This window comes from Priestia sp. TRN 1309, from assembly GCF_050846875.1.
GTDB classification, from domain to species: domain Bacteria; phylum Bacillota; class Bacilli; order Bacillales; family Bacillaceae_H; genus Priestia; species Priestia zanthoxyli.
This window is the reverse complement of record NZ_JBOZGM010000003.1, coordinates 580,500-593,775: the sequence shown is the minus strand read 5'-3', so window position 1 is coordinate 593,775 and position 13,276 is coordinate 580,500. Positions and strand designations below refer to the sequence as shown.

Below are 13,276 nucleotides of genomic sequence, written 5' to 3'. Positions count from 1 at the left end.
TCATCACTTTTTGCTTTCGATATTTTTTATTTGCTGAATGATATCAAGCGTTTGTTTTGTTGCATTGGCTTCAAACGATTGATAAAGAGAGTTAAACTGCTTTTTCCATTCGGCTTTCTGTGTATCATTTAAGTAATAAACGCGCATGCCAGATTTATTTTTTATTTGCTGCAGCTGTTCATCGTTCATCATTTTTGATTGAGTCCAAATCCAGTTCGTTGTTTCTACCATGGCATCACTTAATAGTTGTTTTACATCTTCAGGGAGGCTGTCCCAATATTTTTCATCCATTAAAACAGCATAGCCCAAGTATCCATGGTTGCTGATGGTCATATATTTTTGCAGCTCGTACAAACGTTTTGAATAAATATTAGAAATCGTATTTTCCTGTCCATCAAATTCCTGTCGTTCAAGGGATTGATATACTTTATTAAACGAGACAGCCTGAGGCCTAGCGCCAAGAAGTTCGAATTGTTTTTTGATTACTTCACTTGGCATAATGCGAAATGTTTGACCTTGAAAATCTGCTGGATGGAGCAAAGGTTTTGTATTGCTGGTCATTTGTTTAAAGCCGTTGCTCCATAAAGCAAGCCCTTTAATGTTTTTCTCTTGCAGCGTACTCAACAAATCCTGTCCGATTTTCCCGGTAAACACTTGTTTTGCCTCGCTGTAATCATCGAAAATGAAGGGGAGATCAAAAAGTTGCCACGTAGGGGAAAGGTCGGTTAGCTTTGAAATAGAAGGCGCAATCATTTGTACATCGTTTCGGCGCAGAGCGGCAAGTTCTTCGTCGTCTGAATACAACACACCGTTTGAATATACTTCAATTTTAACTTTACCATCCGATTTTTGATTAACGATTTCAGCGAATTTTTGAGCGGCTAAGCCTTTTGGAGTGTTCTCAGCTACAACGTGGCTAAAATTAATCACAATTTGCTTATTTAATCCTTTTTGCTCATCGTCATGATACACATTATCCTGATTTATAACCGTATACTGCAAAAAAACATAGATCATCAAGAAAACGCTAACAATGATACTTGCCCCTATAAACATCTTCAAAATGTCCAACCCCGCGATTCAATAATTTTTCTCTACAAATATTCTAACACGCAATTTCTCAACGTGGTAAAATTAAAATAAACTTCAATCAGCAGTAGGTGTTCCGCTATGATGCGCTTATCGATGCAAACGAAAATGACGGGGCTAATCTTTTTTATCGTGGTCTTTTCGTTGTTTTTAGCAAGTATTGTCGTGATTAATAATTTTGTGCAGTCAAAAGAAAATGATTTAGAGCAAAGGGCTTTGATCACTTCGAGAACAGTTGCTGAAATGCCTGAAATTCGAGAAAAAATTGAAAAAGATAGCAAGAACATTAATCAAATTGTAGAGCCGATTCGCATTATTCACGGTGCTTATTATGTAGTGGTGATGAATATGAATCACGAACGTTTGTCTCATCCTTTGCAAAGCATGATTGGGAAAATTTCTAAAGGAGAGGACGAGGGCCAGGCGTTTGCAGAACATACTTATACTGATAAAGCAAAAGGAGAAGGCGGGATGGTCATTCGTTCTTTTGTTCCCGTTGTAAACGATCAGCATGAACAAGTAGGAGTCGTTGTCTCAGGCTACCTTCTTCCGAAATTTACAGAGGTTATTTTAAGTTTGAAAAAAGAAATTTTTCTCATCTCAGGTCTCGCTCTTTTTTTTGGAGGATGGGGAGCGTGGGCGCTTGCATCTCGTATTAAAAAAGAGATGTTTGAGCTTGAGCCTCATGAAATTGCTCGTTTGTTTGTAGAACGAACGGAGACTTTTAATGCCATGCATGAAGGAGTCATTGCCATTGATAAAGAGGAGAACATCACTATTTTTAATCATAAAGCGAAAATTATGATGGATGTACCCGATGAGGTAATTGGGAAAAAGATCTATGATGTGATTCCAGATACAAGACTGCCAGAAATTCTGCAGCTTAATCAGCCTGTTTATAATCGAGAGCTTCAAGTTCGCAATTTAAATATTTTAAGCAATCGTGTGCCGATTAAGGTTAATAATCACACAGTCGGTGCGGTCGCTATTTTTCAAGACAGAACAGAAGTTAAAAAATTAGCTGAAGAGTTAACAGGGGTTAAATCATTTGTAAGCGCTCTTAGAGTTCAAAACCATGAATACATGAATAAACTTCATACCATTGCAGGGCTTATCCAACTTGGAAATAAAGACAAGGCTCTTCAGTACGTTTTTCAAGTGTCTGAACAGCAAGAAGAGCTCACCCAGTTTCTTCATAAACATATTAAAGGTGAAAGTATATCGGGATTGCTGTTAAGCAAAGTCAGCCGTGCCAAAGAACTTGGAATTGAGTTAGCTATCGATCGCCACAGCGAGCTTCACTCATTTCCTCCTTACTTAGATCATCATGATTTTGTGATTATTATTGGTAACTTAATTGAGAACGCTTTTGATTCGTATCATCATATGGAGCGTCGTGAACGGAAGGTCTATATAAGTATGGAACAAAATGACGGCATTCTTTCTATATTAGTTGAAGATAACGGATGTGGCATGAATGAGGATCAAGCAGAGAGAATCTTTGATGAAGGTTTTTCAACCAAAGCAAAGGAAACTAGAGGAATTGGTTTGCATTTAGTAAAACAAATTGTTGAAAAAGGAAACGGTCAGATCGAAGTAGAGTCAGAATTAGATGTTGGCACGACTTTTATCATTACATTCTTTTTATAGGGGGAGTGGGAAATGAATAAAAAAGAATGGACGGTGCTTCTCATAGAAGACGATCCTATGGTACAAGAAGTGAACCGCCAATTTATTGAACAAGTTGAAGGATTCATCGTTATCGCTGCAGCTTCGAATGGTTTAGAAGGTATACAGCTCATTAAACAGCATCAGCCTGATTTAACGATTATTGATATGTATATGCCTAGTCAAGATGGCCTAACCACCTTACAGCAAATTCGAGCAAATGGCTATAAAACAGACGTGATAGCAGTTACGGCTGCAAGTGATATTGAAACCGTACGAAAAGTTCTTCAGTACGGCGCGGTGGATTATATTATGAAACCGTTCAAGTTTGAACGAATGAAGCAAGCGCTTGAGCAGTATCGTTCGTTTCAAGTTAAAATAAGTCAAAAAGAATATATTACTCAGTCTGAATTAGATTCTATGCTGTTTCAGCAATTCGAAGAAAAGGCCGATTTTCTTCCAAAAGGGCTAAATGCGGTTACGTTAAGGAGGATACAACAATATCTTTCCGAACAGAAGCATCCGATTTCTGCTGAAGAAGTGGCGGACGGCGTAGGAATTGCGCGTGTTACGGCAAGAAGGTATTTAGAGTTTTTAGAACAGGAAAACGAGCTGAAATTATCAGTTGAATACGGCAGAGTGGGGAGACCTATTAATCGCTATATGTTAAAAATAAATTAAATCATACAGAACAGCTTTTATTTGGAAAAGCTGTTTTTTTGCGTTAGAAAGTATATCTTTTTCTCTCCTAGAACAAATTAAGGTATACAGTTTTCGCTATCCAAAGAATACTTCGTGCGGTCATTAATTCATAAAATGTCCCTGAAAAAGGATTAATGGCGGAAAAATTGGGGAATATGCATTTTGACATTTAATTTTAGCACAGGAAGGTTTTGAAACATGGACATATTTTTAGCTGTCTTACCAGCCATATTTTGGGGAAGCATTGTGCTTTTCAATGTGAAACTAGGCGGAGGACCTTATAGCCAAACGCTTGGAACCACGTTGGGAGCTTTGATTTTCTCTATCGGTATTTATATTTTTGTACACCCTACGCTTACACCTTTAATCTTTGGCGTTGGAGTTGTATCGGGATTATTTTGGGCAGTTGGACAAAGTAATCAGCTGAAAAGTATTGATTTAATCGGAGTTTCTAAAACGATGCCTATTTCAACTGGGCTTCAGTTAGTTTCCACTTCATTATTTGGAGTAATTGTGTTTCACGAGTGGTCTACAAAAACTTCAATTATTCTTGGTGTGCTCGCTCTTATCTTTATTATTGTAGGGATTGTTTTAACATCACTTCAAAGCAAAGAAGAGAAAGAGGCTGAAGAAGGAAAAGGAAACTTCAAAAAAGGAATTGTTATTTTATTAATTTCAACCGTTGGTTATTTAGTTTATGTTGTAGTAGCCCGTCTATTTAATGTAGACGGATGGTCGGCTTTATTACCTCAAGCAATTGGTATGGTTATTGGAGGAGTATTGCTGACGTTTAAGCATAAGCCATTTAATAAATATGCAATTCGCAACATTATCCCAGGTCTTATTTGGGCCGCTGGTAATATGTTTTTATTCATCTCGCAACCTAAAGTAGGCGTAGCGACAAGCTTTTCGCTTTCTCAAATGGGAATCGTCATTTCAACACTAGGCGGGATCATTATTTTAGGTGAGAAGAAAACGAAGCGTCAGTTAGTTGGGATTATTATTGGAATTATACTGATCATCATAGCAGGAGTCATGTTAGGGCTCGCCAAAAGCTAACTAGGAGGGTATTAACAATGTATAAAGATTTAGAAGGAAAAGTAGTGGTCATAACAGGTTCATCTACAGGTTTGGGAAAATCAATGGCGATTCGTTTTGCGACAGAAAAAGCCAAAGTAGTTGTGAACTATCGTTCTAAGGAAGACGAAGCTAACAGCGTTTTAGAAGAAATTAAAAAAGTTGGCGGAGAAGCAATTGCTGTCAAAGGTGATGTAACAGTTGAGTCTGACGTTATCAATTTAGTTCAATCTGCTATTAAAGAGTTTGGAAAGCTAGACGTTATGATTAACAACGCAGGGTTAGAAAATCCGGTTTCATCTCATGAAATGTCTTTAAGCGATTGGAATAAAGTCATTGATACGAACTTAACGGGAGCTTTTTTAGGCAGCCGTGAAGCGATTAAATATTTTGTGGAAAATGATATTAAGGGAACAGTTATTAACATGTCGAGTGTTCACGAGAAAATTCCTTGGCCATTATTTGTTCATTATGCAGCAAGTAAAGGCGGTATGAAGCTTATGACTGAAACACTGGCATTAGAATACGCTCCAAAAGGTATTCGTGTAAATAACATTGGACCAGGAGCGATTAATACACCGATTAACGCTGAGAAATTTGCTGATCCTGAGCAGCGTGCAGATGTAGAAAGCATGATTCCAATGGGATACATCGGAGAGCCGGAAGAAATTGCAGCAGTTGCTGCATGGCTAGCTTCTTCAGAGGCGAGTTATGTAACAGGAATTACGCTCTTTGCTGACGGCGGTATGACACAGTACCCATCATTCCAAGCAGGACGCGGATAAGAAAAAACGCACTCTATGATAGAGTGCGTTTTTTTAGTTTTCCTGAGCTTTTTTTTGGTTCTTAGGAGCTGACTGGTGTTGAATTCGCAAAAAAAGCAAAATTAAAACGATGCAGCCAGTGATGCTGTACATCCCGAGAATAAGCGGCTGCTGTGTATCTGTTCCAGAAGTAATGCCGTGATACAGTGCTAGCAAATAGCCTGGAAAAGCAAGAAAATGAATGGCTTTCCATGTTTTTCTCCCAAGCTGTTTTATAAAGTCGGATGTACTAATTAGTACGAATAAAATGTAGAGTGAAATAGTACCAAGACCTGTGCTAATTGGTTTGTAATCGGAAGTGAACGGAATTAAAATGTCAGAAAGTGAAAAATGAATAGATTGATCAAATGATAAAACAAGTCCGTGAATCATTCCAAATAATAACCCGAACCACCCTGATGATTGATGAACCAGCAAAAGCTGTTTTTTTCGTTTTGGTTTAAAAAACGAAAAGCTGTGAGAAATGCCAGCGGCAACCGATACAAACATTAGTAAATAAGAAGTTAAGCCGGCTGCCCGAATGGTGTTCCATACGGGAAAATGAGCACTAAATTGCGCGAGGAGAGTAGCCATAATGGTATACCTGACCTTTCACATGTTTTTCGATTAGTACGTTGCCTTCTTTTGTAACCGCAATTACTTCTAAAGAAGGGTGATGCATTTTAGCTAACCTTAATCCAGCGTCCCAGCCGAGAATAAGTATGCACTTTGCATAGACTTCAGAAATGGTTAAGTCTTCTGAAACGACCGTTACTTGCAGAAGCTCTGATGAACTAGGCTTGCTGATTCTGCCGTCAATAATATGATGGTGAGTGTGTCCGTTCACTTTCCACGAACGCTTGCCTACACTGCTTGTGGCAATACCGCTGTTGCTTTTTACTTTAATGGTCGTGAGATTTTTTGATGCATCAAATGGATGAGAGAGAGAAATGGACCAGTGCTTGCTAGCGGGCCCCCACGTTACAATATCTCCGCCTCCATCGATTGCTCCAAGTGAAGTTCCTTTTTTCTTTAATTGATTCGCCATTTGCTGAATGCTCCAACCTTTTGCGATTCCTCCTAAATCCAGACCGATATTAGAAGCAAGCTGAATACTTCTCATTCCTTTATGAATCATAATAGGGTTAACAGCATCAAAAGCTGCTACTTCTTGAGGTAGCTGATTGTTAGGCAGTTGTTCAAAGCTTTGGTCATATCCTAGAGTTTGAATAGAATGATACAGAAATGGGTTGAAAATTCCGTTTGTCTCATTGTAATAGTAATAGGCTGCTTTTACAGCTTCATACAGCATTTTTGACGGTAGAAATAATCTTCCGTTCAGCGAATTAAGCTGTGAAAGCTCGCTTGTTGGAAGAAAGCGGCTTAGGGTTTCTTCTACAAGATAACACCAGCTCTCTACTTTTTGGCTGACAGGTGTTTCAAGCTGATATACATTAAATGTGGTATTCATCGCTTTAAATGAGTAGCTCATTTCATCACATCCTTAAGAAGGTCTTGTTTGCATAGAAGAATCATTATTGTTGCCCCAATTATCCTGACCACTTGTGGAATCATCATTTGACCACTGATCATCTTCACTGCTTGAATTATCGTCTGACCATTGATCACTTTGTTTGCTAGAACTGTCATTTGACCATTGATCTTGCCCGTTAGTTCCATTGTCCGTATTGGAGTCAGATCCTGAATCTGGAAATAGATCCGTCTCATCTTCCGTTTGAGTTTGCGATGAATTATTGGCGGATGTATCGTTATTTAGTGCTGTAGATGTTGAATTTGTTTGATCATATTTTTGAGAAAGCCCTACAAATGTTGTAAATGCAGCAACGCTCGATAAACCAACCATCCATTTTGTCCATTTATTAGCTGCCATTGATATGCTCCTTTTATCTTTCCTATTTTGCAACTGAACACTGAAGAAAAACTGAAGTGGAAGGTAACATACATCGTTCAATTGTTATAGTTCAATATAGACAGAAAAAATGAAAAAATAGTGAAATAGATGTAGGTTGGATTATTTTTGTGGGGAATTCAATGAATTATTAGATTAAAAAAGGGTTGTTCTTTTTAGAACAACCCTTTTTTATTCAGCGATAAATCTTACTAATTGATACGTAATAAACCGTTAACTGTACAAGCAAAAGAAGCAAAATAACGGCAACGGGGTAAAAGCGAAAAGAATTCGATAAGAGCGGATAGAGAGTCATCAAACCCCCACCAATAGGAAAGGAAAACAAAAGAAAAACAAAGGCTTTTTTACAAGCTTCTGCTGTCATCATTTTTTCACGCTCATCATCTTCTGCAAACTCAAACGGAAATAGTAAAAGGGAAACGTTCTTTGTCTTTTTACGTGCGCGGTAATAAAAAAATATCACGATTAAAAGAGCAATAAAAGAAGCGAAGGAACTTATAGACATAGTAGCTTCCCAAGGCGGCTCAGGGTGCTTCATAATTTCACTTAATTGAGCATTTAAATTTAGCACATCATACAAAACCCAACCTGCACATAACAGAGACACTACATTCAACAAATAAGATTTAATAACATTACTCAACATTTTTCTCCTCCTTTTGAAGTGTAAAAACATCTTCCATTTTTAATTGAAAGACATCACAAATTGTTAAACCAAGTAGTAGGGAAGGAACGTAATTTCCCTTTTCAATAGCTGCAATGGTTTGGCGAGTGGCTCCAACTTTTTCAGCTAAATCTCCTTGCGTATATCCATGTTTAGCTCTAAGCTCTTTTACGTGATTAATAAGAGTCAATATGATCACCCGCTGCCTTTTTAATAAATTTGTTAAGTTGATTTAACATTATGTAAAGTTAATTTAACATCAATTGGATGATTTTTCAATATATAATGGATAAAAAATACAAAAAAGATCCTAGAAGAATTCTTCAGGATCTTTTTTGTTAATAAATTTCTTTAATGCCAGACAAACGAATGGAAAAAATGTTTTGTTTTTCATCTCGTAGGGAGAGGGTTTGGTCGGTTAGGTTTAAATTTTGGATTTTTCCTTTGAAGGTTTGAAGCAGGCCATTTTCGTAATAATTCACGGTTACATGTTTGTTTTTCTTTAACGCTTTTAAAATCATTTATTCATCTCCTTTCATGTGTGCATCTGTTATGAAAAGAAAGCTGTGGCTTAAGCATAAGAATTTGGAGAATGCTCAAGGCAGGATTATTATTATACAGCAAGATGAGAATAGTTTGTAGATAAATTGTGAAAAAATGCACAAGTTTGCAGTGCGGGTGTTGCAACAGAATACAGTATATGAGGAGAGGAGGGGTTTTATGATAAAAAAGGTGATTTTAGTTTATTTATTTGTGGGTATTAGGTAAACTAGTAGATGAATTTAAAGAATCTATCTATAGTTGTGAAGGCTAGGATTTCATTTAATTTTCATTTTCTATGAGTATAATGATAAAGGTTTTCTATATGTTCTTTGTGAATCTACTCATAAACTAATCGAGAAAGGAAAATCAAAATGAAGCGAATCGTTTCTAAGCCGCTGCACTATTTCATATTAGCCGCTGTTTTAATGTGGATAAAGTCGTATGTGGCTTATAAAACTGAATTTAACTTAGGCGTAAGCGGCGTAATGCAGCAAATGCTGCTGTTTATAAACCCTGTAAGTTCAGTGCTGATTTTTTTAGGAATCGGCTTATTTTTTAAAGGAAAGAAAGCAGGAGCTTGGATTCTTGCAGGCAGTTTCATCATGACGCTGCTGTTGTACAGCAACATTCTCTATTATCGTTTTTTTAACGATTTTGTAACTCTTCCCACACTGTTGCAGACAAGTAATGCAGGAAGTATGGGCGGAAGCATTATGGATTTATTAAAAGCACATGATGTTTTTTATTTTGTTGATTTTATTATTTATCTTTTCTTCTTTTTTAGTAAAAAAATTGACTGGCATAATGAAAAAGTATCGGTTAAGAATGCTGTAACCATTCTTTCTTTAGGATTCATGGTTTTTTCTGTCAACTTAACATTAGCAGAAATTGATCGCCCGCAGCTTCTATCTCGAACTTTTGACCGCAATTATCTAGTAAAGTATTTAGGCGCCTATAATTATACGATGTATGACGGTGTTCAGACTGCTCAAAACTCTAAACAGCGAGCTTTTGCAAGCAGCAATGACTTAACGAACGTCGTTAATTTTAAAAACAGTCACTATGCGGAGCCTAATTCCGTTTACTTCGGAAAAGCTAAAGGGAAAAATATTATTAAAATTCATTTGGAATCATTTCAGTCTTTTTTAATTGATTACAAATTAAATGGCCAGGAAGTGACACCGTTCTTAAATTCGTTGGCCCATGGAAATGACTTTACGTATTTTGATAACTTCTTTCATCAAACAGGACAAGGAAAAACATCAGATGCTGAGCTGATGATGGACAACTCTCTATACGGCCTTCCTCAAGGTTCTGCCTTTGTACTAAAAGGAAGCAATACGTATCAGGCAGCACCAGCTATTTTAGATCAAAAAGCTGGCTATACGAGCGCTGTACTGCACGGAGACTATAAGACGTTTTGGAACCGTAACGAAATTTACAAGCAGTTCGGTGTGGATAAGTTTTTTGATGCAAGTTATTACAATATGACGGGTGAAAATAAAATTAATTATGGCTTAAAAGACAAACCGTTCTTTAAAGAATCTGTTCCAATGCTGCAGTCTTTACCACAGCCGTTTTATGCGCATTTAATTACGTTAACAAACCATTTTCCATTTTTACTTGGAAACAATGAGGCAAGCATACAGCCAGCTAACACGGGCGATGCGACAGTTGACCGCTATTTCCAAACGGCTCGTTATTTAGACGAATCATTGCAATCTTTCTTCCAAGAACTGAAAGCTTCTGGGCTTTATGATAATTCTGTGATTATGATTTATGGAGATCACTACGGTATTTCTGAAAATCATAATGCGGCAATGGAAAAAGTAATGGGAAAAGAAATTACACCTTATGAAAATGCTCAGCTGCAACGTGTACCTCTATTCATTCACGTTCCTGGAGTAAAAGGCGGAGTTAATCATACGTACGGTGGAGAAATTGATGTTGTGCCAACTCTTCTTCATTTAGTAGGGATTGACAGCAAAGAGTTTATCCAATTTGGTACAGATTTATTTTCTAAAGGTCATGATGATGTAGTAGCGTTCCGCAATGGCAACTACGTATCTCCGAAATATACACTAGTGGATGGAACGTATTATGATTCTAAGACAGGCCAAGCGCTTAAAGAAAATAATCAAATGAAAGCTTATAAACAGAAGGTAGCGAAAGAACTGGAGTTATCTGATCAAGTGCTTTATGGAGACTTACTTCGTTTCCACAAGCTGAAGGATTTCCAAACAGTCGACCCTTCGAAATATATGTACGGGAAAGAAGAAACAGAAACATCAGCTAAATAAAGCTAAAATCAAAAGAACATGATGACTTCTGCAAAGCAGAATGAGCATCATGTTCTTTTTTACTGTAAACTATTCATCAATAAATTTCTTTAATTCCCGATAAGCGAATAGAGAAAGTATTTTGCTGTTCATCTTTTAATGAAAGCGTTTGGTCTGTTAAATCTAGGCGCTGTACTTTTCCTTTAAACGTTTGAAGCAAACCGTTTTTATAATAGTTAATTGTAACGGCCCCGTTTTTTCTTAATGCTTTTAAAATCATTTTCAAAACTCCTTCCATATTTAAAATGTGTATGATTAACGAGCTGTAACATTCATTTTCATTTGCATATTTTTATTATACACAAAAATAGAAAGCGTTTTCACTGAAAGTTTGAACACTTTGTGAAAACTTTAACAGAGAATGTGACAAATACATACAGAAACTGATTTATTTGTCGTATTCATCATAAAACACATTTATGAAAGGAGTGTTAAGAACGTGTTAAAACTTTATGGATGGAAAAATATTATAAGATGTCGTTTGAAATGTCGTAGTGAATCCATTCACCGTTCGTTACATTTCCTCCCATTTTTCTGTAAAGCGTTTGAGCTCTTGTATTATCGTAAGCCGTTTCCCAAGACATGGCTGCATACTGATGTTCTTTTGTATACTGGTGACTAATCGAAAATAACTTTTCCCCAATTTTTTGACCTCTTGCTTTTTCAGTAACGTACAAGTCATTTAAAATCGCTACAGGCTTTACACGCGTGGTGCTAAATGTAAAATAAAGCGTTGAAAAACCTACTGCCTCGTCATTTTGAGTCGCGATAAACTGAACGCCAGTATCGGGACGTTGAAACAAGTGATCAATTAAATTTCTCAGCTGTTTTTTGGCAGGCTGAGGGCGCTTGTAAAAATCAACAATGTATTCGTTCATTAATGAAATAAGTGCTTCCATGTCAGCAGCATTAGCTTGACGAATTGTAATAGTAGTAGTCATTAAATCTTCTCCTTTTTAATTAGATGATCTACACTTATAGTAAAAGAAATGTATCCCCTCTAAAAGAGCCAGATTTAAAAAATAAGATAGGGACAGATGAAAGGAGCTAGCGTGAAGTTCACACCTTTATTAAACCGAAGGAATGATATGCCTTTATATCACCAGCTATATGAATATATAAAAAAAGAAATTGTATCCGGCAGGGTGAAAGTAAATGACAAACTGCCTTCTATCCGGTCTCTTGCTGATTACTTAAACGTAAGTCGAAATACTGTAGATATGGCCTATCAGCAGCTTTTAGCTGAAGGATATGTAGAAAGCAAACCCAAAAGTGGACTGTACGTAACGAATACACAGTTTGATTTACTGCAAACAGATAGAAAGCCGACTATATTTTTACAACCTCACTCAGAAACAAAGTCGTGTACCTATGATTTTCGGTATGGAAAAGTTGATAGCCGTTTGTTTCCCTTGAATGAGTGGAAAAAACGATACAATGAAAGTCTTCAAACTTATAAAGAAGCGCTGTTCACGTACCAAGAAACTCAAGGAGAAGAATCACTGCGAGAAGAAATTGCGACGTACCTTTATCAGTCAAGAGGAGTGGTTTGTTCGAAACATCAAATTATTATCGGAACAGGTACTCAGCAATCACTCAGTTTGCTAGCGCAGCTGTTAAAGCCAAGCATCAGAGATATTGCCTTTGAAAATCCTTGCTATGACGGGGCTAGCTTTGTATTTAAACAGCATGGATTCTCCTTAAAACCTGTGTCACTTAATAACAGAGGCATAAACATCCAAGAGCTTTATGATAGCCAAGCACGCGCTGTTTATGTCACACCATCTCATCAGTTTCCATACGGAATGATCATGCCTGTTTCAAGAAGAATAGAGCTTCTTACATGGGCGAATGACTGCAGTGGATTTGTTATTGAAGATGATTATGACGGAGAATTTCGTTATAAAGGAAGTCCCATTCCTTCATTGCAAAGCTTGGATACTAAAGGGCGCGTCATTTATACAGGGACATTTTCAAAATCTTTTATGCCTTCTTTAAGAATCAGCTACCTTGTATTACCGGAAGTGCTTCTAAAGGAATATCATGAACGTTTCTCTTTATACGAGCAAGCTGTTCCAGCCCTTCATCAGTGGACGCTCGGACTGATGATGAAAAACGGAGAGTGGAGTAAGCATTTAAGAAGAGTGAGAACTGCTTATCAACTCAAACACGGTACTCTTTTAGCAGCTTTACAGAAGGAGTTTAACAAAAACATCACGGTGTCAGGAGAATATGCAGGTTTGCATATCCTTGTCCGCGTGCACAACGATATGAACGAACAGCAGTTAATTAACGCAGCTCAAAAGCAAGATGTCTCTGTCTACGGAACTTCTCGTTATTGGCTTACGGAATCACCTCAACAAAAGACTCATCTATTATTAGGTTTTGGAAGTTTGGAGAGAGAAGAAATAGAAGAAGGAATAAGGAGGTTGAAAAATGCTTGGTTATAAGCCTCTCCTCA

Annotated in this window: 15 protein-coding genes; 6 read left to right on the top strand and 9 right to left on the bottom strand. The window is 37.2% G+C overall.

Translation table 11 applies throughout. The features are described from left to right. Positions 1 to 3: 3 nt before the first annotated feature. On the bottom strand, positions 4 to 1,062 hold the full coding sequence (locus ACRPLQ_RS15175) for a DctP family TRAP transporter solute-binding subunit (RefSeq protein ID WP_432236149.1): 1,059 nt from the start codon (positions 1,060 to 1,062) through the stop codon (positions 4 to 6). 108 nt (positions 1,063 to 1,170) lie between these two features. On the opposite strand from ACRPLQ_RS15175, the gene ACRPLQ_RS15170 reads away from it, so the two are divergent. The 4 genes from ACRPLQ_RS15170 to gdh all read left to right on the top strand — a co-directional run bounded on the left by ACRPLQ_RS15170 (position 1,171) and on the right by gdh (position 5,321). Beyond that, positions 1,171 to 2,739, top strand: a complete 1,569-nt coding sequence (locus tag ACRPLQ_RS15170) for an ATP-binding protein (RefSeq protein WP_432236148.1) — start codon at positions 1,171 to 1,173, stop codon at positions 2,737 to 2,739. Positions 2,740 to 2,751: 12 nt separating this feature from the next. Beyond that, positions 2,752 to 3,438, top strand: a complete 687-nt coding sequence (locus tag ACRPLQ_RS15165; protein ID WP_098113701.1) for a response regulator — start codon at positions 2,752 to 2,754, stop codon at positions 3,436 to 3,438. A gap of 219 nt (positions 3,439 to 3,657) precedes the next feature. Continuing rightward, the gene (locus ACRPLQ_RS15160) at positions 3,658 to 4,518 is read left to right on the top strand and encodes a RhaT/GlcU family sugar-proton symporter (protein ID WP_098113702.1); all 861 of its coding nucleotides are present in this window, start codon (positions 3,658 to 3,660) and stop codon (positions 4,516 to 4,518) included. Positions 4,519 to 4,535: 17 nt separating this feature from the next. Next, positions 4,536 to 5,321 carry a glucose 1-dehydrogenase gene (gdh, locus tag ACRPLQ_RS15155; RefSeq protein WP_033578120.1) on the top strand — a complete coding sequence of 262 codons (786 nt, stop codon included), beginning with the start codon at positions 4,536 to 4,538 and terminating at the stop codon, positions 5,319 to 5,321. A 33-nt stretch (positions 5,322 to 5,354) separates the two neighbouring features. Here the strand turns inward: gdh and ACRPLQ_RS15150 are convergent, their stop codons facing one another. The 6 genes from ACRPLQ_RS15150 to ACRPLQ_RS15125 form a co-directional block, all read right to left on the bottom strand. Then, on the bottom strand, positions 5,355 to 5,933 hold the full coding sequence (locus ACRPLQ_RS15150) for a ferric reductase-like transmembrane domain-containing protein (protein WP_098113703.1): 579 nt from the start codon (positions 5,931 to 5,933) through the stop codon (positions 5,355 to 5,357). Continuing rightward, a complete protein-coding gene (locus ACRPLQ_RS15145) occupies positions 5,908 to 6,831 on the bottom strand; it encodes an FAD:protein FMN transferase (RefSeq protein ID WP_033578122.1) in 924 nt (307 codons plus the stop codon). The genes ACRPLQ_RS15150 and ACRPLQ_RS15145 overlap by 26 nt, the downstream gene beginning before the upstream one ends. Before the next feature lie 12 nt (positions 6,832 to 6,843). After that, a complete protein-coding gene (locus tag ACRPLQ_RS15140) occupies positions 6,844 to 7,230 on the bottom strand; it encodes a hypothetical protein (protein WP_154991703.1) in 387 nt (128 codons plus the stop codon). A gap of 214 nt (positions 7,231 to 7,444) precedes the next feature. Next, positions 7,445 to 7,915 (bottom strand): hypothetical protein, encoded by a 471-nt coding sequence (locus tag ACRPLQ_RS15135; RefSeq protein WP_028412116.1) that lies wholly within the window; start codon positions 7,913 to 7,915, stop codon positions 7,445 to 7,447. Next, on the bottom strand, positions 7,905 to 8,123 hold the full coding sequence (locus ACRPLQ_RS15130) for a helix-turn-helix transcriptional regulator (protein WP_013081870.1): 219 nt from the start codon (positions 8,121 to 8,123) through the stop codon (positions 7,905 to 7,907). Before ACRPLQ_RS15130 ends, ACRPLQ_RS15135 begins: the two co-directional genes overlap by 11 nt. Positions 8,124 to 8,271: 148 nt before the next feature. Then, positions 8,272 to 8,454, bottom strand: coding sequence for a YolD-like family protein (locus tag ACRPLQ_RS15125; RefSeq protein ID WP_013081871.1), 183 nt, complete (start codon positions 8,452 to 8,454; stop codon positions 8,272 to 8,274). Between the two features lie 393 nt (positions 8,455 to 8,847). Between ACRPLQ_RS15125 and ACRPLQ_RS15120 the strand changes: the two genes are divergently transcribed. Then, positions 8,848 to 10,776: an LTA synthase family protein gene (locus ACRPLQ_RS15120; protein ID WP_033578131.1), complete on the top strand. Its 1,929-nt coding sequence runs from the start codon at positions 8,848 to 8,850 to the stop codon at positions 10,774 to 10,776. Between the two features lie 76 nt (positions 10,777 to 10,852). Here the strand turns inward: ACRPLQ_RS15120 and ACRPLQ_RS15115 are convergent, their stop codons facing one another. Then, on the bottom strand, positions 10,853 to 11,053 hold the full coding sequence (locus ACRPLQ_RS15115) for a YolD-like family protein (RefSeq protein ID WP_074893948.1): 201 nt from the start codon (positions 11,051 to 11,053) through the stop codon (positions 10,853 to 10,855). A gap of 229 nt (positions 11,054 to 11,282) precedes the next feature. Next, the gene (locus ACRPLQ_RS15110; RefSeq protein WP_047751599.1) at positions 11,283 to 11,756 is read right to left on the bottom strand and encodes a GNAT family N-acetyltransferase; all 474 of its coding nucleotides are present in this window, start codon (positions 11,754 to 11,756) and stop codon (positions 11,283 to 11,285) included. A gap of 147 nt (positions 11,757 to 11,903) precedes the next feature. On the opposite strand from ACRPLQ_RS15110, the gene ACRPLQ_RS15105 reads away from it, so the two are divergent. After that, positions 11,904 to 13,265 carry a PLP-dependent aminotransferase family protein gene (locus ACRPLQ_RS15105; protein WP_289578727.1) on the top strand — a complete coding sequence of 454 codons (1,362 nt, stop codon included), beginning with the start codon at positions 11,904 to 11,906 and terminating at the stop codon, positions 13,263 to 13,265. Positions 13,266 to 13,276: the final 11 nt, after the last annotated feature.